Origin of the sequence: Filimonas lacunae (genome assembly GCF_002355595.1) — a bacterium.
In the GTDB taxonomy this organism is placed as follows: Bacteria; Bacteroidota; Bacteroidia; order Chitinophagales; family Chitinophagaceae; genus Filimonas; species Filimonas lacunae.
The window spans coordinates 261628-282445 of sequence record NZ_AP017422.1 but is presented as its reverse complement, the minus strand read 5'-3'; the positions used below and the strand labels follow the sequence as shown (position 1 = coordinate 282445).

Annotated in this window: 21 protein-coding genes; 9 read left to right on the top strand and 12 right to left on the bottom strand. The window is 45.0% G+C overall.

Annotation, left to right across the window (positions count from 1 at the left end):
* Positions 1 to 54: 54 nt before the first annotated feature.
* Positions 55 to 1917 (bottom strand): monovalent cation:proton antiporter-2 (CPA2) family protein, encoded by a 1863-nt coding sequence (locus FLA_RS01085; protein ID WP_076379391.1) that lies wholly within the window; start codon positions 1915 to 1917, stop codon positions 55 to 57.
* Between the two features lie 182 nt (positions 1918 to 2099).
* Between FLA_RS01085 and FLA_RS01080 the strand changes: the two genes are divergently transcribed.
* From FLA_RS01080 to FLA_RS01070, 3 genes are all read left to right on the top strand, one after another.
* Positions 2100 to 2684, top strand: a complete 585-nt coding sequence (locus FLA_RS01080) for a YciE/YciF ferroxidase family protein (RefSeq protein ID WP_076379392.1) — start codon at positions 2100 to 2102, stop codon at positions 2682 to 2684.
* A gap of 94 nt (positions 2685 to 2778) precedes the next feature.
* Positions 2779 to 3648, top strand: a complete 870-nt coding sequence (locus FLA_RS01075; RefSeq protein WP_076379393.1) for an SDR family oxidoreductase — start codon at positions 2779 to 2781, stop codon at positions 3646 to 3648.
* Positions 3649 to 3766: 118 nt separating this feature from the next.
* Positions 3767 to 6046, top strand: a complete 2280-nt coding sequence (locus FLA_RS01070; RefSeq protein WP_076379394.1) for a GH92 family glycosyl hydrolase — start codon at positions 3767 to 3769, stop codon at positions 6044 to 6046.
* Positions 6047 to 6120: 74 nt separating this feature from the next.
* Here FLA_RS01070 and FLA_RS01065 read toward each other — a convergent pair whose 3' ends face one another.
* On the bottom strand, positions 6121 to 6753 hold the full coding sequence (locus tag FLA_RS01065; RefSeq protein WP_076379805.1) for a nitroreductase family protein: 633 nt from the start codon (positions 6751 to 6753) through the stop codon (positions 6121 to 6123).
* A gap of 118 nt (positions 6754 to 6871) precedes the next feature.
* Between FLA_RS01065 and FLA_RS01060 the strand changes: the two genes are divergently transcribed.
* On the top strand, positions 6872 to 7237 hold the full coding sequence (locus FLA_RS01060; RefSeq protein ID WP_076379395.1) for a winged helix-turn-helix transcriptional regulator: 366 nt from the start codon (positions 6872 to 6874) through the stop codon (positions 7235 to 7237).
* 37 nt (positions 7238 to 7274) lie between these two features.
* On the opposite strand, the gene FLA_RS01055 is transcribed toward FLA_RS01060, so the two are convergent.
* From FLA_RS01055 to FLA_RS01030, 6 genes are all read right to left on the bottom strand, one after another.
* On the bottom strand, positions 7275 to 8465 hold the full coding sequence (locus FLA_RS01055; protein ID WP_231940375.1) for a glycoside hydrolase 5 family protein: 1191 nt from the start codon (positions 8463 to 8465) through the stop codon (positions 7275 to 7277).
* A 103-nt stretch (positions 8466 to 8568) separates the two neighbouring features.
* On the bottom strand, positions 8569 to 9258 hold the full coding sequence (locus FLA_RS01050) for a pirin family protein (protein WP_076379396.1): 690 nt from the start codon (positions 9256 to 9258) through the stop codon (positions 8569 to 8571).
* Positions 9259 to 9263: 5 nt separating this feature from the next.
* Positions 9264 to 9767, bottom strand: a complete 504-nt coding sequence (locus FLA_RS01045) for a hypothetical protein (RefSeq protein ID WP_197705847.1) — start codon at positions 9765 to 9767, stop codon at positions 9264 to 9266.
* A 73-nt stretch (positions 9768 to 9840) separates the two neighbouring features.
* A complete protein-coding gene (locus FLA_RS01040; protein ID WP_076379397.1) occupies positions 9841 to 10602 on the bottom strand; it encodes a dioxygenase family protein in 762 nt (253 codons plus the stop codon).
* A 145-nt stretch (positions 10603 to 10747) separates the two neighbouring features.
* Complete coding sequence (locus FLA_RS01035) at positions 10748 to 11452, bottom strand: LytR/AlgR family response regulator transcription factor (RefSeq protein WP_076379398.1); 705 nt, start codon at positions 11450 to 11452, stop codon at positions 10748 to 10750.
* On the bottom strand, positions 11453 to 12541 hold the full coding sequence (locus FLA_RS01030) for a sensor histidine kinase (protein WP_076379399.1): 1089 nt from the start codon (positions 12539 to 12541) through the stop codon (positions 11453 to 11455). It abuts the gene before it with no gap.
* Positions 12542 to 12727: 186 nt separating this feature from the next.
* On the opposite strand from FLA_RS01030, the gene FLA_RS01025 reads away from it, so the two are divergent.
* A complete protein-coding gene (locus tag FLA_RS01025; RefSeq protein ID WP_076379400.1) occupies positions 12728 to 14893 on the top strand; it encodes an outer membrane beta-barrel family protein in 2166 nt (721 codons plus the stop codon).
* A 3-nt stretch (positions 14894 to 14896) separates the two neighbouring features.
* On the opposite strand, the gene FLA_RS01020 is transcribed toward FLA_RS01025, so the two are convergent.
* Together FLA_RS01020 and FLA_RS01015 are read right to left on the bottom strand one after the other, a co-directional pair.
* Positions 14897 to 15436 carry a GNAT family N-acetyltransferase gene (locus FLA_RS01020; protein ID WP_076379401.1) on the bottom strand — a complete coding sequence of 180 codons (540 nt, stop codon included), beginning with the start codon at positions 15434 to 15436 and terminating at the stop codon, positions 14897 to 14899.
* A 15-nt stretch (positions 15437 to 15451) separates the two neighbouring features.
* Entirely contained in the window at positions 15452 to 15925 is a 474-nt protein-coding gene (locus tag FLA_RS01015; RefSeq protein WP_076379402.1) for a hypothetical protein, read from the bottom strand.
* 233 nt (positions 15926 to 16158) lie between these two features.
* On the opposite strand from FLA_RS01015, the gene FLA_RS01010 reads away from it, so the two are divergent.
* The 4 genes from FLA_RS01010 (at position 16159) to FLA_RS00995 (ending at position 19020) form a co-directional block, all read left to right on the top strand.
* A complete protein-coding gene (locus tag FLA_RS01010; RefSeq protein WP_076379403.1) occupies positions 16159 to 16602 on the top strand; it encodes a hypothetical protein in 444 nt (147 codons plus the stop codon).
* Positions 16603 to 16669: 67 nt separating this feature from the next.
* On the top strand, positions 16670 to 16861 hold the full coding sequence (locus tag FLA_RS01005) for a DUF3606 domain-containing protein (protein ID WP_076379404.1): 192 nt from the start codon (positions 16670 to 16672) through the stop codon (positions 16859 to 16861).
* A gap of 97 nt (positions 16862 to 16958) precedes the next feature.
* On the top strand, positions 16959 to 18287 hold the full coding sequence (locus FLA_RS01000) for a DEAD/DEAH box helicase (RefSeq protein WP_076379405.1): 1329 nt from the start codon (positions 16959 to 16961) through the stop codon (positions 18285 to 18287).
* A gap of 79 nt (positions 18288 to 18366) precedes the next feature.
* Entirely contained in the window at positions 18367 to 19020 is a 654-nt protein-coding gene (locus FLA_RS00995) for a class I SAM-dependent methyltransferase (protein WP_076379406.1), read from the top strand.
* Positions 19021 to 19044: 24 nt separating this feature from the next.
* Here FLA_RS00995 and FLA_RS00990 read toward each other — a convergent pair whose 3' ends face one another.
* Both FLA_RS00990 and FLA_RS00985 read right to left on the bottom strand, forming a co-directional pair.
* On the bottom strand, positions 19045 to 19248 hold the full coding sequence (locus FLA_RS00990) for a hypothetical protein (RefSeq protein ID WP_076379407.1): 204 nt from the start codon (positions 19246 to 19248) through the stop codon (positions 19045 to 19047).
* 163 nt (positions 19249 to 19411) lie between these two features.
* A complete protein-coding gene (locus FLA_RS00985) occupies positions 19412 to 20818 on the bottom strand; it encodes an MBL fold metallo-hydrolase RNA specificity domain-containing protein (RefSeq protein ID WP_076379408.1) in 1407 nt (468 codons plus the stop codon).

Genomic DNA, 20818 nt, shown 5'->3' with positions numbered 1-20818 from the left:
AACGTAACCCGCCCATTCAGAGCGGGTAAAGCAGCTAAAATAAGGGGTGAATTTTTACCCAAGAGCCAAACAATTCTTGTCTTTAGGCTCCGCTTTGTCCAGGTTGGGCGCTTCCTGGTCGGCCTGCAGCAGCCTTTCCAGTTCGGCATTGTTTTCCCGTACCGCCACTACATATTCATCGGCATTGCGAATGGCCGACAAATGCTTCAATGCCTGTTCATCATGTATAAAAAAGGTTTTGGCGCTGCGGGTAGCTTCTTCGGGCGAGTAGCCCAAAAACTTAAGCGTATCTACCCCAACCCGTAAACTGGTATCGAGGGTTTCACGGTAGATATTTAAAATACCTGCATTCATCAGGTCGTAGGCATCGTAACGGTTAGTGGCCCGCACCAGCATGCGCAGGTTAGGAAAATGCTTCTTCACCGTTTCAATGGTTTCCAGCCTTTTCTCCTCATCGCCTATGGCTATAATTATCAGTTTGGCCTTGTGTGCGCCGGCTATTTCCAGCAGGTCGTGCCGGCTGGCATCGCCATAATACACTTTAAAACCTGCCCGCCTTAACCAATCCACGTTATCACTGTTTACATCCAATACGGTGGTGGCTATATTATGCGCCCGTAAAAAACGGCCGATGGTAGTGCCGAAATGCCCATACCCCGCAATAATAACCGGGTTATCTTCTTCAGCCACATCGCTGGCCTGGTGTGGCACTTCTACCGGCTTGGCAAACACATTCAATATTTTCTGGTTCAGCGTCATAATCAGTGGTGTAAAGGCCATGCTGATAGCCACTACTGCCACCATAATTTCTGTGATCTCTTTTGACAGTATGCCTTCCTGTAAAGAGAAATTGAACAATACAAAGGCAAACTCTCCCACCTGGCATAAGGCAGTACTGAATATAGAATTCTGATCTTTTGTTAAGCGGAACAATTTACCCAACACCAGCAACACCAGCATCTTACAACACATCACGCCCGCCACTAAACCAAGTATGAGTAAAGGTTTTGCTATGATAAAATGAAAGTTGATATTGGCGCCTACTGCTATAAAAAACAAGCCGAGCAACAGTCCTTTAAAGGGATCTATATCGCTTTCCAGCTCATGCCTGTATTCACTGTTAGCCAGTACCACCCCGGCTAAAAACGCCCCCAGTGCAGGGCTAAGTCCCACCGTGGTCATTAACACCGCAATGCCCACCACTAGTAATAATACCATAGCGGTAAACATTTCACGCATGCCCGTTTTGGCTATAAACCGAAACACCGGGCGCATTACATACCGCCCCAGCACTACCACCACAGCCACAGAACCTAACACAATCAACGTTTGCCCCCATGCCGGCAATGCACTCACCAGATTATGCGGGTCTTTGGCAGCGCCTGCTGTAGCAGGCATTTCACTGGCCAGCAAGGGAAAGATGGCCAGTATAGGAATCACCGCTATATCCTGGAAAAGCAATACCGCAAAAGACGATTGGCCCGCTGCGGTTTTCATTAATCCTTTTTCGTTTAACGATTGCAATACGATAGCGGTAGAAGACAACGACACAATCATACCCAGCGCCAGCGACTGCTTCCAGCTTACCTGCAACAACATAGCCCCACCGGCTATTGCCAGGGTAGTAAGGGCTACCTGTAAACCACCCAGCCCGGCTATAGATTTACGCAAGCGCCACAGGCGAAGCGGCTCCAGCTCCAGCCCTATCACAAACAACATCATCACCACGCCAAACTCGGCAAAGTGCATCAGATCTTCTCCCTCTTTGCCAATAAACTGCAAACAGGCAGGCCCTATAATAATACCTGCTATTAAATAACCCAGCACCGAGCCCAGCCCGGCCTTTTTAGCCAATGGCACCATCACTACGGCTGCTGCCAGGTAAATCATGGCCTGGAATAAAAACGTCTGTTGCATAAATACCTGTGAATTTTACGTGAGGAAGATACACATTTTGCTAACCCATCGTTTACACAATTCGTGCAAGTTTGTACACATTTCAGTAGCGCTTCTCCTGGCGCTAGCCATGGCTACACCGTGGCACAGTTATTTTTACATTTTATAGAAAGTAATTAAACCATTTCATAAAAGAATAACCTATGGCAAGTACATCTGTTAAACCAACTACCAAAAAGAAGACAGCTACCACTACAACCCGAAACGTGGGACAAGGCGAACATGACTCTATGTTACAGTCTTTTTTTGAAGATGAACTAAAAGACATTTACTGGGCAGAAAAACACATTGTAAAAACACTGCCTAAAATGAAAAAAGCTGCTACATCGGAAGAACTGAAGCAAGCTTTTACAGAACATACTGAACAAAGCAAAACGCATATAGAAAGACTGGAGCAGGTATTTGAACTATTGAATAAGCCCGCCCGTGGCAAAAAATGCGAAGCTATTGCAGGTATTACCACTGAAGGCGAAAGCATTATAGAAGATACAGAAGCGGGTACTGCCACCCGTGATGTGGGATTGATTATGGCAGCGCAAAAAGTAGAACATTATGAAATAGCTACGTATGGCAGCCTGGCGCAACTGGCCGAAACACTGGGCTTAACCGCTATTTCGCAACTATTACGCGAAACATTGGAGGAAGAAAAAGAAACTGATACGCTGCTTACCAGCATAGCTGAAAACCATGTCAACTATGAAGCAGCAGAAGAAGTGGAGGCTGAATAAGTGCAGGTGAAGAGTGGAAAGCCCCGTTTTATACACGGGGCTTTTTTATTCAGCCCGTAAATGAAATGTATAACCAGATTTAAAATCAGCAACTATGGAAACAACAAACACGATGCCCCAACAAATACCACCACAATACCAGGTAAAGCAACCGGGCACAGAACAACAGATGCACCCTTCTCCTGTATATGACACAGACGAGCCCGGCTGTAACCGCCTGCAGGGCAAGGCAGCTATTATCACCGGCGGCGATAGCGGCATTGGCAAAGCCGTAGCCATTGCCTTTGCCAAAGAAGGTGCTAACGTAGCCATTGTATACCTGGATGAACATACAGATGCGCGGGAAACCGGTGAAATTATCAAAAACAAATACGGCAAACAGGTGCTGCTGATATCTACCGATCTGCGGAAGGAAGTAAATGCGCAGGACGTGGTAGCCCGCACTGTGGAAGCATTTGGCACTATTGATATTGTAGTGAACAATGCAGCCGTGCAGTTTCCACAGGAAAGCATTGAACAAATCACTGCCGAGCAACTGGAAACCACCTTTGCCACCAACATATTTTCGCAATTCTACCTTACCAAGCATGCAGTACCTTATTTAAAAGAGGGCAGCACCATTATCAATACCACATCTGTAACCGCTTACCGGGGCAGTGAAGCTTTGCTGGATTATTCTTCCACAAAAGGCGCTATCGTTTCCTTTACCCGCAGCCTGTCGCAACAGCTCATTAAAAAAGGAATACGCGTGAATGGCGTTGCCCCCGGGCCGGTGTGGACGCCACTGATCCCTTCTTCTTTTGATGAAGAAAAAGTGGCTTCTTTTGGACAAGATATTGCTATGGGTCGCCCGGCACAACCTGTTGAAATAGCGCCCTGTTATGTATTCCTGGCCTGTAAAGAAAGTACGTTTATTAACGGTCAGGTTTTACATCCTAACGGGGGCACAGTATTGAATACATAACGTGTGTAGGATATGCTGTGCGGGGAAGCTGGCCTTTATGGCCGGCTTCTTTTTTTTCACGAAAACGTTTTAGAAAAAATCACATACGCATTTAGCAGGATGACATTACCTTTCTGCCATGAAAAAACTGGCCTTCCGGGGAGCTGGCTTTTTGCTTGCCCTTGCTCCCTTATTACTATTTGCACAACGTAAAGTAACGTATGTTGATCCTTTCATAGGTTCGGAAGGGGATGGACATATATTCATTGGCCCCTCTGCCCCTTATGGGATGGTGAAACCCGGCCCTGATAATAACAAAGCTTCTAACAGTGGCTACGTGCCCGACCTGGATAAACCTTTATATGGCTTTAGCCAGGTGCATGTAAGCGGCACCGGCGGTGGCCCTAAATATGGCAACATTACCGTAATGCCTTTTGCCGGCGACTTCACTTCTATTAAGCAGGAATCGTTGCGCAGTAACGAAACCACGCAGGCAGGTTACTACAGTGCCTCATTGGCCAAATGGAATATTCAAACAGAAATTACCACTACCGCCAAAGCGGCGTTCTATCGTTTCCGTTTTTTAAATCACGACAACCGCAAAGCCATTAAAGTAGATGCCGGCGATTTCCTGGGCGAGAAAGCCATACCCGACTCGCGCGAAGCACAAATGTTTGTAGGCTCAGAAACACAGGTACTTACCGATAGCTCCGTTTGCGGCTATAGCAGAATACGCGGCGGCTGGAACAACGGCACTGCCTATACGGTATATTACTATGCCGTGTTCAGCAAGCCCTTTACCAGCTTCCATACCTGGCAGGGCGAGCAGTTAACAGCCGGTAAAAAAATGCAGGTAGACGCTGGTGCTAAAACAGGTGCGATGCTGTTTTTTGACAATAGCAACGACGAAGAGCTGCAAATGAAAATAGGCATTTCATTTATCAGCTGCGCTAAAGCACAGCAGAACGTAGCAACAGAAATCAATCACTGGAAATTTGATAACACCTTACAGCAAACCCAACAGCAATGGGAAAACCTGTTAAGCAAAATTGACATAGGCACCGACGCTACCGCTGATCAGAAGAAGATGTTTTACACAGCCCTGTATCACACCATGCTGATGCCTGTTGACCGTACCGGCGAAAATCCTTTATGGGATAACAACCTGCCTTATTATGATGACTTCTATGCGATTTGGGATACCTACCGCAGCTCGCACCCTTTAATCACCTTAATCACCCCTTCGCGACAGGTAGCTATTGTAAACTCCCTGCTGAACATTTACCAACGCGACGGCTATATGCCCGATGCACGCAGTGGTAACTGCAACGGACGCACACAAGGCGGCTCTAATGCCGAAGTATTAATTGCAGATGCTTATTTCAAAAACCTCAAAGGCATTAACTACAGCCTGGCACTGGAAGCCATGTTAAAAGACGCCGAAGTACCACCAGGCGGTAATGAAGAAAAAGAGGGTCGCGGTGGCCTGGTAGACTATAATAGCCTTGGCTATGTAAGTACCAATTACGTAAGGGCAGGTAACCGCACTATAGAATATGCTTACGACGATTATTGCCTGGCTATGGTAGCCAAAGCCTTAAACCGCAAAGGCGAATACAACCGCTATATTAAGCAGGCCGATAACTGGCAAAACCTGTGGCGACCTATCACCGATCATGGCGCTACTGGTTTTATTATGCCTAAAGATGCAGCCGGCAAATGGGTAGATAGTTTTCAATGCAGTGTAAGCAATGGTAAAATTGCCTATGTACCTTATAACAACCCGCTGGCGCAGGACTGGCCTATTTGTGTGTGCTGGTGGTGTGGCTTTTTTTACGAAGCCAGCTCGTGGGAATATTCTTTATCTGTGCCTCATGATGTAGCTGCATTAATTCGCAAATCGGGTGGTAACGAAGCATTTAAAAACAGGTTGGATACCTTGTTTGACAAAGACTTTTATAACGTAGGTAATGAACCTTCCTTTCTTACGCCTAACCTGTATCATTGGATAAACAGGCCCGACCTCAGCAGCACACGCATTCGTCAAATCATCCACAAAAACTATAACAGCTCCCGCAGCGGCATACCGGGTAATGACGATTCAGGCGCTATGTCGTCCTGGCTGGCTTTTCATATGATGGGCTTTTATCCCAATGCAGGCCAAAGCTATTACCTGTTAAATACCCCCTGGTTTAAACAAACCACTATTCAACTGGAAAACGGCAAACAGTTTATCATAAAGGCCAACAACCTGAACGATAAAAATGTGTTTATCCGTTCTGCCACTTTAAACGGCAAGCCTTTCCTTTTGTCGTGGATAGAGCATAGTGATATAGCCAATGGGGGTGAACTGATACTGGAAATGGGTGCTACACCCACTACCTGGGGCACACAAACACCTCCCCCATCCAAATCGTAAATACCAATAGCACCATAGCAAAATGGCATCCCTGTGTGGATGCCATTTTTGATATATCAATTGCCTGACGGAGATTACTTGATCTCGTTAATAAACTGATGCTTAGGTCTGCGTACTTTTTTCAGGTTCACTAACCAATCATTCGCCTCATCACGGTAACCTAAAGGTAAAATAGTAGCGCTTTTCAACCCTTTTGCATCCAGGTTTAACAGCTTATCCAAATCAGCTTTCACAAAGCCTTCCATGGGGGTAGCATCTACCTTTTGCTCTGCTGCTGCTGCAATAGCAACACCAAAAGCAATGTAAGCTTGTTTAGCAGCATGTGCAGCCTGATCTTCCTCACTCATAGCGCCAAACATGCCTAATAAACGATTACGATAGTCGTCTGTTGCACTATCCGGTACACCACGCTCTGCATTCAAAAACTTAAAGTAACCATTTACTCTTTCTTCGGTATACTTATCCCAGGAAGCAAACACCAGTACATGCGATGCATCTAACACCTGCTGCTGGCCATAAGCAATAGGATGAATTTGCTGTAATAACTCTTTATTAGTGATAACGAAAATTTCAAATGGTTGCAGGCCTGATGAAGTGGGGGCTAAACTGGCAGCTTCCAGTATGTAATCCACTTTATCCTGTGAAACGGCCTGGCCGTTCATTTTTTTAGTAGCATAACGCCATTGCAGATCGGTAAGTAAGCTCATATTCCTTTCTTTATTTTCTGTAAGTATTTTTTTAACCGGAAACAAAACTAATATACTATTGCTATACTTTTGTAACCGCTATACCATAGTATAGTGATTTACCGTATAATATTAACATATGATAACAGAAAAACTGTCTGGGGCCGAATGCACCAAACGCTTAATGGCAGTAAGGGATGCACTGGACGTGATTAACGGGAAGTGGAAAATACAGATTATCATAGCCTTATGGGAAGGCAATACCCGGTTTAAAGATATAGAAAGGCATATTCCTAAAATTACGGCGCGTATGCTAAGCAAAGAGTTAAAAGACCTGGAATGCCATCAGCTGGTTAAACGTACCGTATACGATACCCTGCCTGTTTCGGTAGAATATACAGCCACTGCACATGCCAGCACCCTGCGGCCTGTAATAGAAGAGTTAAACGCCTGGGGCACCCTTCACCGGAAAAAAATACTGGATAAACAACAAGTGCCGGCATAGCCGGCACATTGTCTTGTTGGTCTTAGCAGATAAAAAACTATTTTTTAGTCAGCCCTGTTAGTTGTTTTATCAACGTGGCTTCCTGTTCATCGTAAGGTGTACCGTTTGTACGGAAAACATCGTGAAACCACACCGGCGGCTCATCGCCATAGGACTTACGCCAGCTGTCCCACGGAAATTTGGTCTGGCTTTTCCCATCCACAAATCCCCAGTTAATAGCACCTACATGATTCTCTTTCATAATAGGTAGAAGTGCCGCAAAAGTACTACCGCGTGGGCGGGCCATATATTCAGTACAGATAAGCGGCTTATGATAACGTTGCAACTGCTCCATCTTTTGACGGAAAACATCGGCTGAGCTATAGTTGTGAAAACTGATAATGTCCGACTCTTCTATCATCAGTTTTTCCATCGGACGCAGGCTGTCGCCCACTTCCCAGTTACCATCCCATATACCCGCCGTAATAGGCTGTTGCGGATTCGCCTGTCTTGCCCACAAAAACGCTTTTTTTAACAAGGGCAACACCACTTCCGCTTTATCAGGAACATCATTTTTAGCATAGTCGCCGTCATTGGTATTATCCGGCTCGTTCCATATATCCCAGCCCAGTATTCTTTCGTCAGTAGCAAATTTTTGTATCACCCCTCTTACATAACGCTCCATGCGATAATGCTGGGTAGAGTCCATCAGTATTTTTTTACCCGGACTTTGTACCCAACCCGAGTTGTGCACATGTGGCGCAGGCTTACGCTGCTCCCCTTCCTTCGGAAAAGGATCCCAAACCGAATCGAACAGCACAAATAACACCCGTATTTTATGTTTATCGGCAATGCGCAAAAAGCGGTCAATACGCGTCATCAGCCCCGCCGAATCCAATTGAAAAACAATGTCGTGCAAAAACACCCGCATGGTGTTCATGCCCAGCGATTGCGCCCATCCCAGTTCGGTGTCGATACGGGAAGGATCGAAGGTTTCGGCCTGCCACATTTCCAGCTGGTTAATCGCAGTAGCCGGCAAATAATTACTGCCCACTATCCACGGCTGTTTGGCATACCATGCATTAGCCTGCACAGAAGTCCAGACAGGGCGTGGCGGCTTCGCCTTCACTACATTACAACATTGTAGAAAGAAGGTTAACACCAGGCAGCAAAAAAAGCATTTGCGCATGTTTATCATGTATAACATTTTTTCATTGAGCATAAATGTTCCGTCAGCAACTGTTAGCATAAGAACGAATCGTTATGCTAAGAATGCCCCAATGGGAAGTTTGTAACAAACAAAGGGGTATTAATTATAAAAAATACTCAAAAATGGGTATACCGCATATTTTTTACACAGAAAATTCCACTGCCAGAATAATGGCGTCGCTAGAAAGGGCTTCCAGTTCCACCTCATGTACATCCCATAATAACAATCCATCGCGGGCATGTAACAGGCGGTATTGCACTTCAAATGCGCCTTCCAGCACAAATATAAATACAGCGTTATGAGGGCTGGCCAGCCGGTGAAGCAACTCGGCCCGGCCACCAAATTTTCCAATGTAGTACTTGGGGCTTTTACTGCCCGGAAACAGGTCTAAAAAACGGTTTCTGTAATTGAACACATCAAAGCACGATATCTTCTTTTCCCAGGTTTTTACGGGCTTTTTATACCATAATACCAGGTAGTTCACCAGCTCATCCCGGTAAGGATTGGTGAGCGTGAGTGTAGTGCCCGCCTTTACCAGCAATTTAAAACAATCGCCGGCTTCTATTACTTCATCAAACCCCTTCCCGTTTTTACAAACAATGCAGCCTACCAGGGGCATCAGCAGCACTTCCGAATCTTCTTTCACCAGCAAGTCAACACTGCGTTGCCCGGCCAGCGTGTCGTCGTTCAGCACATATAACGGGCCGGCAGCCGTTTTATGCGGATGATCAAATTGTCCGAAGTTGAAAGTGTGCATACTCCGGAACCAATCGGCCTGTGAGCAACCCCGCTCATCGGCCAGGTACATTTTCCCGTTTGATTGTGGTACCATAACAACTACTGTGTTTGCAATGAATAAATACTTACAAATGGGGGGAGCGTAAACAGTTCGGTCAATTGTTCACCATTCTCTTTGTTACCCGGCACCGACAGTAACAATTGATTACCAATGGTATCGTGCCAAAGCAATGGTTCGGTATAAAAATTCACAGCCACCTGGTGCTGTGTTTTATCCTGTATATGCGAATTAATGATTTCAAAACGATAATGTTTAAAGGTTAAGAATAGCTTACCTAAAGCATTCATAACATCCGGCACCCTACTATCCAGCTGCTGCAAATAGCCTGTAACAGCCGCGCTCACGAGGAAATGGAGCTTATCAGCTCCCGGAGCATGTGTTATCAGCTCACCAAAAGTGCTGTATCTTTTATCGGGGTTATACAACTGCGCCTGCAGCAAAAACTCCTGATAGGTATCGGCAAACACCAGCTTATCCCATGGTTTGGAAGCATTAATGTCTATTACTTTTCTGTAACATAATCTAATCACTCCTTTCAGCATACGCTACCGGTTAAAAAATACGGCATTAAAGATAAATGCTCTAATGCCGTAAATAAACATATAATAAAATATATTATGCAGATACATAAATAGTATGCGACAGCACATACCCTGCCGTAACACTGCCGGTTACCGAAGCCACTTCAGCGCCTGTGCTGTCGTCGCTGAACACATTGTCCGAAGCGTTATAAGTATAGCCGGTCATACCCTTGGTATAGCCATACGCCTGTCCCGCCGTACCATTTACCGTAGCTACCGCACTGCCCGTACCTTCCGGAAAAGCAATCTGGGTAACCAGCAAGGAGGTTCCTGCCGCATTGTAAATATGCACATGTATATGGGTGGCGCGGCTTTGATACCAGCCCGGAAAAATAGAAGTAAATGTTACCAGGCCATCAGCATCGGTAGTCTGGCGGCCCCTTAAAAAATGTACCGATGTGTAATTGGTGCTTTGCATGCTGGTGCCACCATATTCAGAATAATTACCATCTTTATCGCAATGCCATACATCCACTAATGCACCCGATAACGCATTACAGCTATTGTTCTTGTTTTTGATATAGATCTTCATGCTAAACCCCACTCCCGTTCTGTCGCCCGTGATATCACTTTTCACCAGGGAAGAAGGTGTTTTTGTAGGAAAAGGCCCCTCCGTTTCTGTAGGCGTTACTGTACAGGAGCCGGTAGAAGTGCCGCCACCGGAAGTAGATGTAGAGTCTGTGGAGGAAGTGCTGCCGGAAGCGCTGGTGCCGCCGTCTTTGCTACAGGCAAGCGGGGCAATTGCAGCCAGTCCCAAAGCAGCCAGACCGTTTTTTAAAAAGTGTTTTCTTTCCATAACTAACAATGTTTTGTAGTGATTGTATGTATCTATCTATCCAAACCTACAGGTAGTGATATGGAAGGTAGCCGGTGTGCTGCCTGCAACTGGGAATGCCCCGATAAACAGGGCGGATGTACCGATAAACGAAGGAGGATAGTTACTATCCCCCAAAGCTTTTCAGCACCTGCTCTTTGTAGTTCACACTCACCGGTATCACCTGCTGGTTATTCAGCAACAGCTCTGCCGGTTTTACAATTTTAATATGGGGCACGGATACAATGTACGATTTGTGGGTGCGTATAAACCGGTGAGCCGGCAACAGCTCTTCCAGCTTTTTCATGGTAAGATGTACCAGGTATTGCCGGGCAGACGTCACTATTTTCATGTAATCGCGTGAGCCTTCTATGTAGATGATGTCAGCAAAAGCTATTTTCAACAAGCCTTCCTTTTCTTTCACCACCAAATGATCTTTGCCGGTACCTTCTTCCGGCGCTTTCCTCTCGGGCACCGCCAACTGCTGCTTTACCTTGTTCACCGCCTGCACAAAACGGTCGTAACTAAAGGGCTTTAACAGATAATCTGTTACGTTCAGCTCATAACCCTGTAAAGCATACTCCGCATAAGCCGTAGTAAAAATTACTTTAGGCGGCGCCGTCAGCGCCCGTAAAAACGAAATACCATTTACCAGCGGCATTTCAATATCCAGAAACAACAAATCTACCTGGTACTGTTCCATTTTAGCCATGGCCTCAATGGCATTGCGACACTTTGCCACCAGCGTTAAGCCTTCTGTTTTTAATATATATTGTTCCAATATCTGATGTGCGATCACTTCATCATCAGCGATAAGACAGGTAATGCTCATTTACAGTTGTATTTTCAGGTGTACAGCATACAAACTATCCGTGCTGTTTATATGCAATGTATACCGGTGAGGATAATAAAGAGTTAATCTTTTTTGCACGTTTTCAATACCTACTCCGCCATATTGTTTTTGATTAGGTAAAGCAGTGAACAGCACATTATTGCTCAGCGTCAGCTCCAGCTGGTTGTCTGTTAGCTGCAACAACCCTTTAATAAATCCATTATCAGTTATCCGGTGCGCACCATGCTTAAAACTGTTTTCCAGAAAAGGGATCACCAGTAATGGTGCTATCATTTTATGCCCAGCCCCCTCTGCTGCTATCTCAAACTGAATATTGGCCTGCGGATAACGTTTCTTCTCCATTTCCAGGTAATTGCTTACAAACTGAAGGTCTTTATCCAGCGATACCTGGTGCGTGCTGCAATCATACAACACATAACGCATCATATCGCTCAGGCGTAAAATAAAATCGGGCGTTTCCGGCGCGCCCGTCAGGCTCATACCATAAATACTATTGAGTGTATTGAATAAAAAATGCGGATGCAGTTGTGCCTTTAATGTTTGCAGCTGTAGTTGCAGGTTATCCTTTTCCAGTGCATGGCGTTTTTGTTCATTCTCAAAAGCATACCGCATAAACATAACAGATAAAAAAGCCAGTATATCTGTAAGCAGATCTTCCAGCATCAGCATACGGTTATGCAGCCCCATGGTAAACCAATGCAAACGGCGCTGATAATACGATAGCAGCGGTTCGCCAGTGCTACCGTGTGCAAACAACCAGGTGCAGGCCCAATTGGTAAACTTAGGCACAAAAATAAAATACAGTATACTCACCAGCACCAGCTGCCAATGCCATCTTTTGCGTAAAAACCAGGGACCAATAACCCGGTAATACGGTACTATATACAGTGTGAGAAAAAACGCATACAGTATTAACTGTGGAAAAGGAAAATACCCCCTGGTGCGGGGCAACCAGTTGGTTTCTACCAACATCGAATATTTGTAAATACCTACATACAACATCCACACCAGCACCTCGTAGGCTGAGATAAAACGGTTACCTGTATATTTTTTACCGGATAGTTTCATACAATCAAATCTATTTCATTACCGCCGTTTTACAGCGTAGCCTTTCGACAAAACACTCGTTCTCTTCGACCAAATTGCCCCGTTTTGTAATGGCAGAACAGAACCGCTCTTTGGCAGAAGCAGCCTTTTTATCCGCCGCAAAGCAATGTTCTTTTGTGTTATCAATCACGCAAAACCAAACACAAAATGAAACTTTTTACACCCATACTCATTGCCCTGCTTTTGCTGCCACAGATAGTGGTGATAGCACAACAAAACCAGCCTGCTCCCGACACCCTAAGTGGTAAAACACTGGACAACCTTACTGTAACCGCTTCCAAATCTTATATGGAAGTAAAGACCGATAAAGTAGTACTGAACCTGGCGCAAAGCCCATTGGCTGCTGGTCAGAACATGTACGAGGTATTAAGAAATGCTCCCGGCCTGCTGGAGCAGGGCAACTTTATGTATAAAGGCAAAATAGCTGCTGTATATATCAACGGCAAGCCCAGCCGCCTTTCGGGAGAAGACCTGAAAACCTATTTGAGTGGCATGCCTGCGAACACGGTAGAAAAAATAGAACTGATAGCCAACCCTTCTGCACAGTTTGAAGCATCCAGTGCAGCTGTTGTAAATATTATACTGGCCAAAAACAAAAGTCTGGGCACCAATGCCAGCATCATCGCCGGTGCAGGTGCAGGCAAATACAGCCGTTACAACGGTGGCATTAACATCAACAACCGCAGCTCCCGGGTAAACCTGTATGGCAGCTATAACTGCCAGCGTACCAAAGCAAGCGGCGGCAGCGAATCGGTTCGCACCCTGCAGGCAGGTACTTTTATTAACGACAATCAATATTCGGTAGATAACACCAACAGCCATACTTTTAAAGCAGGTATCGACTATACCCCTTCTACTAAACACAGTTTTGGCATATTGTTCAGAGGAACGGTAAGTGAGCAGGGATTGCAACAAAACAACTATGCACAGCAACAATATGATCATAAGCAGGGCAACGAGAGTTTTTCCTACGGCAACATCACCCGCCGCAATACCTGGTTTACACCAGCCCTCAATGTGTGGTACAACCTCAAAACCAGTGCAGCCAGCTCGCTTAACCTGAGCGCTGATTATATGCAATATGCAAGGGACAAAAACGCCGGCTTTATTACGCATTACCTGGACGAGCAGCAACAGGAATACATGATGGCCTACCAGTTTCGTAACGAAGCCAATGAACTCAACCGCATCAGCTCTTATGCAGCTGATTATAGCAACACCATCAAAGGCACTCGTATCGAAGCAGGTGTAAAAGCCATCTTTACCAAAACAGACAACAACTTTATACAAAACCTTGCTAACGGCAACACCTGGAAATACGATAGCACCTACAGCAACCATTTCATCTTTAATGAGAACGTGTATGCTGCCTATGCTTCTGCATCCCGCAGCTTTGGCAAGCTGGATGTGCAGGCAGGATTGCGTGCAGAACACACCTACACTAAAGGCTACTCCCTAACATTACATACATTGAACACGAAGCAGTACACCAACCTGTTTCCCAATATAAACCTGGCTTACAACCTGAGCGAGCAACAGCAGTTCAGCTTTGCTTATCGCAGAAGCATAGAACGCTTTGGCTTTAACATTGTAAACCCTTTCACCATATACCTCACCCCCTACAGCAGCTACCAGGGTAACCCCGATATACAACCATCTTTTTCACACAACTACTCTGTTTCGTGGGCCTATGGCAACCGCTTTACAGCCGATATCAGCTACAGTAATTACCAACAGGTATTGGCCGAAGTGTACCGCAAAGCACCCGGTAAAGAAGTAATGGTCAGCAGCTTTGATAATGTGCCAGGCGCCAGACAAGTTACTGTAACTCTTACCTACCTGCAAAAAGCATTCAACGGTAAACTTACCAGCAGCAATTCTTTCATGGGCATATATGCACAATATGTAGCAGCCGCTACCAGCGGGCTCAACAATGCCGCCTACTCTGCCTACCTCAGCAGCAACAATACCCTGCAGTTGAGCCCTACCTGGAAAGCAGAAGTAAACCTTTTTTACATGGCGCCCATTACCCTTGGAGCCGCTCATATTTACAGCCTGTTTAACAGCAGCGTAGGTGTATCGCACAGTTTTATGAATAAAAGGGGGAATATCAACCTGGCAGTGTCTGATATATTCAATACTTACAAGCAACGCTTAACAGCCAACTCGTATGGTGTAAACGCTTACACCCGCACCCTGCCCGAAACACGTTTTGTAACATTGTCTCTTACCTGGCGTTTAGGCAACCAGCAGGTAAAAGCAGCCACTAGCAGGCGCACCAATATTGAGGAAGTAAAAAGCAGGATGCAATAGCAGTTATTTGTTTTCACCGGTATACCCATATATCAGCATATCGGTTAATATTTCTCCTCCCCGCCTGTAGTCTTTCTTCAACAAGCCTTCCGCTGCAAAGCCGGCCCTTTGGGCCACTTTGCAGCTGGCAATGTTTTCCACCCCTATTCGCATAAACAGGCGGTTAAATTGCTTTTCGGCAAAACACCATTGCGTAAAAGCCTGCAAAGCTTCCGTAGCATAGTTATTTCCAGCATGCGATTGTATAATAAAATAAGCTACTTCCGCTTTGGGCACTTTCCATTCAATATCACGCACACTAATATGACCAATCAACTGCCCATCGTCTTTTGTAAAAACGCCACAGGCATAACCGCGATTGGTTTGCCAATCAATGTTTTTTTGTGTAAAATAAGTAGCTACCCCATCCATGGTTTGCGCCATCGCCACCACATTGGTAAAATAATCTACCAGGTATTGCTGGTTGGCCCGGATGTTTTGATAAAAAGCGGTAGCATCTTCCCGCGCGTATGGCTTTACCAGTAATCTATCTGTTTCAATCATGGTTATCTACAATTATTACCAGTTATTGGCTATATAGGCACAATAACTGGCATACTTATCCTTTTGAGATGGCGGGTAAGTAATCATGCAGGTTTGAAACACTTCCGTGTTTTCACTCCCCCGGTGATTAATCGTTTTCTGTTTTGTTTTCTCATACACAATATTACCATCCTTATCAATGCCGGATACCACATACCAATTACTCTTTTTTACCTTGTACACAGATGTTAAACCTTTTGCAGATCTGTTATATTCCTTTTCCAGGTTGGTAATATCGTCCAGTACAAGCCCACCCGATAAGGTAATTTTAGCTGCTTTATCGTCACTGATAAAAACCTGCCCATCTCCGTTGTAAGATTCGCCTTGCCCTTTAAAATTAGCCGGATACCGCACACACATATGAAATCGCGCATTACAATATTCTTTTTCCAGATCGGCAGGTGTAAAGGCACAACAGACCAAAAGCAGTAGTAACCAGTTCATTTTCATAGCGCTCACTTTTAACAAGAGTACGAAATTAAGGAAAGCTACCTCTTGAACAAGACCGGACAGTGACGCAAAAGCGTACAAAAAATGTTCATTTTCGAACAAGTGTAACTTTTTAGCAAGTGTCACGTTACATGATAGTCAACGAGTTAGCAACGATTTTTCGTTTGGCATCGCATTGGCCTATACTATACACGAAATCAAAAAAAACCAACATTACTTATAAACTTCACATTATGAAAAAGTTAATCATCGCTGCACTGTTATCTATTACCGTTGCTACTTCTACCTTCGCCACCGTAATAAACAATGAATCTAACATAATGGCATTGTTTACTACTGCTTATCCAACAGCCACACAGGTACATTATAAAACGGTAGGGGAACTTATCAGTGTCACCTTTATATTAGATAAGCATTCTATGCAGGCTTTTTATAATGCAGAAGGTGATAAAGTAGCAGAAAGCAAAGTAATTTCTATTACCGATTTATCTAAAGCCGCGCAGGAAAACATATATCGCTCGCATCCCAATAGCATTGTAACCGAAGTAGTTGAAATGAATGCCGCACAGGAAGGAGCTTCCGGCTATTATGTATCATTAGTAAACGAAACACATAAAGTAATTCTTAAAGTATCTGCCAGTGGTGAAGTATCTGTGTTTAAGAAAAATAAAAAATAACACGGATGTGGATTTAGTTCAATTGGCATGATTTTAAAGCTTATATTGCCCAAGTAAAACGAGATCCATGAAAAGCAACAACACGACACCTTCTCCTGCGTACAATACTGAAACAACCTCTAACACCACCGATGATAATTGGAACATGCGTGAAATGATTATAAAATTCGGCGTTACCCAGGCAGCAGTACTGGAAGCAGTGAAGGAAGTTGGCAAAAACAGGACAAGAATAGAACAGTACCTGAGCGCCAAAAAATAACGAGCACTTGCTACGAAGCATTAGCCGGGCCGTAAATAACAACGTTTATTTACGGCCCGGCTTTTTAGTACCTTCGCCACTTATTTAGCTGTGTTTTATGACTTTTAACGACTTAAACTTAAGTACCCACTTACTGAAAGCCCTGGATGAACTGGGATATACCACCCCTACCACCATTCAGCGCAAGGCTTTTTCCGTAATTATGTCGGGACAGGATGTAATTGGCATTGCCCAAACCGGAACCGGTAAAACAATGGCCTACCTGCTGCCTACTTTACGGCAACTGACCTATTCTAAAGAGCGCAATCCGCAAATGCTGATACTGGTGCCCACCCGGGAACTGGTAGTGCAGGTGGTAGAAGCTGCTAAAAAGCTTACTACCTACATGAGCCTGGAGGTGGCTGGCGTATATGGTGGTGTTAATATCAATCCCCAGAAAGACATGGTGGAGCAGGGCTTAGATGTGCTGGTGGCTACACCTGGCCGCTTGTTTGACCTGGCAGCCTGTGGTTCACTACGGTTAAAAGGTATTAAAAAGCTGGTAATAGATGAAATGGACGAAATGCTGAACCTTGGTTTTCGCACACAGTTGACCAATATACTGGACATGCTGCCTGCCAAAAGGCAAAACCTATTGTTTTCGGCTACTATTCCTGATGAACTGGCCAGTTTAATCGGAGATTATTTCAATAGCAATATTACCCGCATTGAAGCAGCGCCCGCCGGTACGCCACTGGACAATATTCAGCAAAGCGCTTATCATGTACCCAACTTCTACACCAAGATAAACCTGCTGTTACTACTGTTGCAGCAACATCCTGAAATGAGCAAGGTGCTGATATTCGTGGCTACCAAAGCCCTTGCCGATGAGCTGTATGAAGAAATGGCCGTTGAATTTCCCGACCAGGCAGGCGTTATTCACTCTAACAAAGAGCAGAACTACCGCTTTAACACGGTAAAACAGTTTCAAAACGGCACCTACCGCTTTATTATCGCTACCGACATTGTAGCCCGTGGCATTGACATTTCGGAAGTAACGCACGTGATCAACTTTGACCTGCCCGAAGTGCCGGAAAACTATATACACCGCATTGGCCGTACCGGTCGTGCAGATAAACATGGTATTGCCCTTTCTTTCATCACCGAAAGGGAAAGAGAGCAGCAGGAAGCCATAGAAGCGTTGATGAACTATGCTATTCCTATTGTTCCCCTACCGGAAGACCTGGAAATTTCTACCGAATTAACAGAAGACGAGAAACCTAAAGTGTACATGAAAGTAATACCGATGGTATTACCCGATAAAGACTCCGGCGCCTCCTTCCACGAGAAAAAGGCGAAGAACACAAAAGTGAACGTAAGAGTGAGCCACGCCGAAAAAATGATGCAGAAATACGGCAAGCCCAAAAAGCGGCCGAAAAAGAGATAATGTAAAAACGCTTTACCCACCCTGGTAAAGCGTTTTTTATATACCCACTATTGGCGCTATTCTTGAACAATACAGCTATATGGAACCACATTACTTAGCAGCACAACTACGCAAACCCGAAGGCGAAGCAGGTCACCGGGTAGCCGAAAACATGAACACCTCCAACAGCCTTATCATCCTGCACACCATTGAAAAGCTACACCTGCAACCCAACGATGCCGTATTGGAAATAGGCATGGGGAATGGCTTCTTTTGCAAGGATGTGCTGGCAGCTGCTGATAACGTCACCTACACCGGCTGCGACTTCTCCCCTCTGATGATACAGGAAGCTAATACCTTCAACCAGGAACGGATAAGCGCCGGCAAGGCTTCTTTTTATGAAGCAAGCGCTCATGCGATGCCTTTTGCTGATAATACATTCTCTAAAATATTCACCGTAAACACCATCTATTTTTGGGAGCAGCCTGTACAGGAATTAACTGAAATACATCGCGTGCTGCAGCCTGGCGGCCGTGCTATCATCAGCCTGCGCACACGCACCAGCATGCTGCAATTGCCTTTTACGGCTTATGACTTTCACTTATATGAGAAAGAGGAATTGTTGCCACTGTTTGCTGCTGCAGGGTTTGCAGATGTGAGGATTGAGGAAGAACTGGAGCCGCCGTTTGAAGTGCATGGGCATGATACGCATGTGCAGTTGCATGCGTTGTATGTGATAGCGGGGAAGAAATAAGGAGCTGGCTACAACTACCAATTCTTAACTTTCAACCCATCCCTGTTTCATTTGTCCAATCTCTTTCTTAGAAAGCACCCCAACAAAATCGTAAATGCTTACTTTTTTCTCTTTAGCAGGCTGACGTTGAGGTTTGTTAAATACACTTTCCAACTGTTGCAACAGCTCTTCACTATTAACTTTCAACACCTGCTCAATCAAATGAATTTTTCTTGCCTCTGTGTACATAATATCATTTTTGCATCTAACAAATATACTAAATCCATTGGCGTGTCCCTAATGGACAGCATTATTTATGTTTTGGGCATAAATAGATAAGTGAGCTGATTTTCAACTCACTTATCTATTTATTGTTCACCTAATAACACTGCATTACTAATATAATCTTTCCTTAACTATCCAACCCAAACACCTCATGCTGTGCAGGCACTTCCACATCCTTAAACCCTTTCTTCATCAACCTGCTTTGAAACTCGGTCTGCACATCATACTCACCATGCACAATAAACAACTTCTTCACTTCGCGTGGGTGCTGGCAGGCCAGGAACTGGCATAAATCATCATAATCGCCGTGGGCGCTCATGCTGCGCATAGTACCTACTTCCGCTTTTACGGGATAGAAATCGCCGAAAATGCGCACCTCTTTATCGCCAGCCATCAGGTGGCCGCCTAAAGAATGTGGTTCGCAATAACCTACCAGTAAAATGGTATTCTTATGATCGCCGATATTGTTCATGATATGATGCTTGATCCTTCCGGCATCAGCCATACCACTGGCGGAAATGATGATGCAAGGCTCCTGCTTTTCGTTCAGGGCTTTACTCTCGTCTACGGTTTTGATGAAAGTAAGACCAGGAAAATCAAATGGATCATCATCTACCTTTAATATCTTTTGAATGCGGCTATTGAAGGTTTCAGGGTGGCTTTTTACTACCTCTGTAGCTTCACGGCTCAACGGGCTATCAACATATACAGGCACAGCGGGTAAGCGCTTTTCCAGTCCCAGCTGGTTTAAGAAATAGAGAATTTCCTGTGTGCGTCCTACACTGAATGCGGGGATGATCAGCTTACCTCTTTTCTCAACACAGGTTTTGTTTATCCAGTCTAGCAATTGTTCAGGAGTGTTGAATACATCCTCATGCAGGCTGCTGCCATAAGTACTTTCAATGATGATATAATCCGCCTGTGGAAATACTTCCGGTGAGCGCAGGATCACATCACGATAACGGCCCACATCGCCACTAAAGCTGATTTGTGTGGTTTCTTTACCGGTGGTAACACGCAGGTGTACGGCTGCACTGCCAATGATATGCCCGGCATCGGTATATAACACCTCCAGTCCGCTTTCTATCTCTATCCATTTACCGTAATCAACAGCGGTAAATAAAGGCAGCGCCAATGCTACATCCGCTTCGGTATACAAAGGCTCAATAGGTGGCAGATGTTGCTTAGCTCGTTTTTTATTGATAAACTTCGCATCATCACGTTGTATATCGGCAGAATCGAGCAGCAGAATTTCTGCAAGGTCTTTACTGGCCGCGGTACAGAATATTTTACCGCGAAACCCTTCTTTTACCAGCTTGGGAATTAAACCGCAATGGTCAATATGCGCGTGGGATAACAGTAAGTAATCCACTTCGCTAGCATCAAAGCCAAAGCTGCTGTTGAGTACATCTGTTTCTTTACCCATGCCCTGGAACAGGCCACAGTCGAATAATATTTTCTTACCGTTGTCCAGGGTTAACAGGTGCTTTGATCCGGTAACGGTTCGTGCTGCGCCGTGAAAAGCAATCTTCAT

Excerpts from the sequence above, each read along its gene's own strand:
- FLA_RS01085 (WP_076379391.1), bottom strand. The coding sequence starts at position 1,917 with ATGCAACAGACGTTTTTATTCCAGGCCATGATTTACCTGGCAGCAGCC.
- FLA_RS01080 (WP_076379392.1), top strand. The coding sequence starts at position 2,100 with ATGGCAAGTACATCTGTTAAACCAACTACCAAAAAGAAGACAGCTACC.
- FLA_RS01075 (WP_076379393.1), top strand. The coding sequence starts at position 2,779 with ATGGAAACAACAAACACGATGCCCCAACAAATACCACCACAATACCAG.
- FLA_RS01070 (WP_076379394.1), top strand. The coding sequence starts at position 3,767 with ATGAAAAAACTGGCCTTCCGGGGAGCTGGCTTTTTGCTTGCCCTTGCT.
- FLA_RS01065 (WP_076379805.1), bottom strand. The coding sequence starts at position 6,753 with ATGAGCTTACTTACCGATCTGCAATGGCGTTATGCTACTAAAAAAATG.
- FLA_RS01060 (WP_076379395.1), top strand. The coding sequence starts at position 6,872 with ATGATAACAGAAAAACTGTCTGGGGCCGAATGCACCAAACGCTTAATG.
- FLA_RS01055 (WP_231940375.1), bottom strand. The coding sequence starts at position 8,465 with ATGCTAACAGTTGCTGACGGAACATTTATGCTCAATGAAAAAATGTTA.
- FLA_RS01050 (WP_076379396.1), bottom strand. The coding sequence starts at position 9,258 with ATGGTACCACAATCAAACGGGAAAATGTACCTGGCCGATGAGCGGGGT.
- FLA_RS01045 (WP_197705847.1), bottom strand. The coding sequence starts at position 9,767 with ATGCTGAAAGGAGTGATTAGATTATGTTACAGAAAAGTAATAGACATT.
- FLA_RS01040 (WP_076379397.1), bottom strand. The coding sequence starts at position 10,602 with ATGGAAAGAAAACACTTTTTAAAAAACGGTCTGGCTGCTTTGGGACTG.
- FLA_RS01035 (WP_076379398.1), bottom strand. The coding sequence starts at position 11,452 with ATGAGCATTACCTGTCTTATCGCTGATGATGAAGTGATCGCACATCAG.
- FLA_RS01030 (WP_076379399.1), bottom strand. The coding sequence starts at position 12,541 with ATGAAACTATCCGGTAAAAAATATACAGGTAACCGTTTTATCTCAGCC.
- FLA_RS01025 (WP_076379400.1), top strand. The coding sequence starts at position 12,728 with ATGAAACTTTTTACACCCATACTCATTGCCCTGCTTTTGCTGCCACAG.
- FLA_RS01020 (WP_076379401.1), bottom strand. The coding sequence starts at position 15,436 with ATGATTGAAACAGATAGATTACTGGTAAAGCCATACGCGCGGGAAGAT.
- FLA_RS01015 (WP_076379402.1), bottom strand. The coding sequence starts at position 15,925 with ATGAAAATGAACTGGTTACTACTGCTTTTGGTCTGTTGTGCCTTTACA.
- FLA_RS01010 (WP_076379403.1), top strand. The coding sequence starts at position 16,159 with ATGAAAAAGTTAATCATCGCTGCACTGTTATCTATTACCGTTGCTACT.
- FLA_RS01005 (WP_076379404.1), top strand. The coding sequence starts at position 16,670 with ATGAAAAGCAACAACACGACACCTTCTCCTGCGTACAATACTGAAACA.
- FLA_RS01000 (WP_076379405.1), top strand. The coding sequence starts at position 16,959 with ATGACTTTTAACGACTTAAACTTAAGTACCCACTTACTGAAAGCCCTG.
- FLA_RS00995 (WP_076379406.1), top strand. The coding sequence starts at position 18,367 with ATGGAACCACATTACTTAGCAGCACAACTACGCAAACCCGAAGGCGAA.
- FLA_RS00990 (WP_076379407.1), bottom strand. The coding sequence starts at position 19,248 with ATGTACACAGAGGCAAGAAAAATTCATTTGATTGAGCAGGTGTTGAAA.
- FLA_RS00985 (WP_076379408.1), bottom strand. The coding sequence starts at position 20,818 with ATGAAGATTGCTTTTCACGGCGCAGCACGAACCGTTACCGGATCAAAG.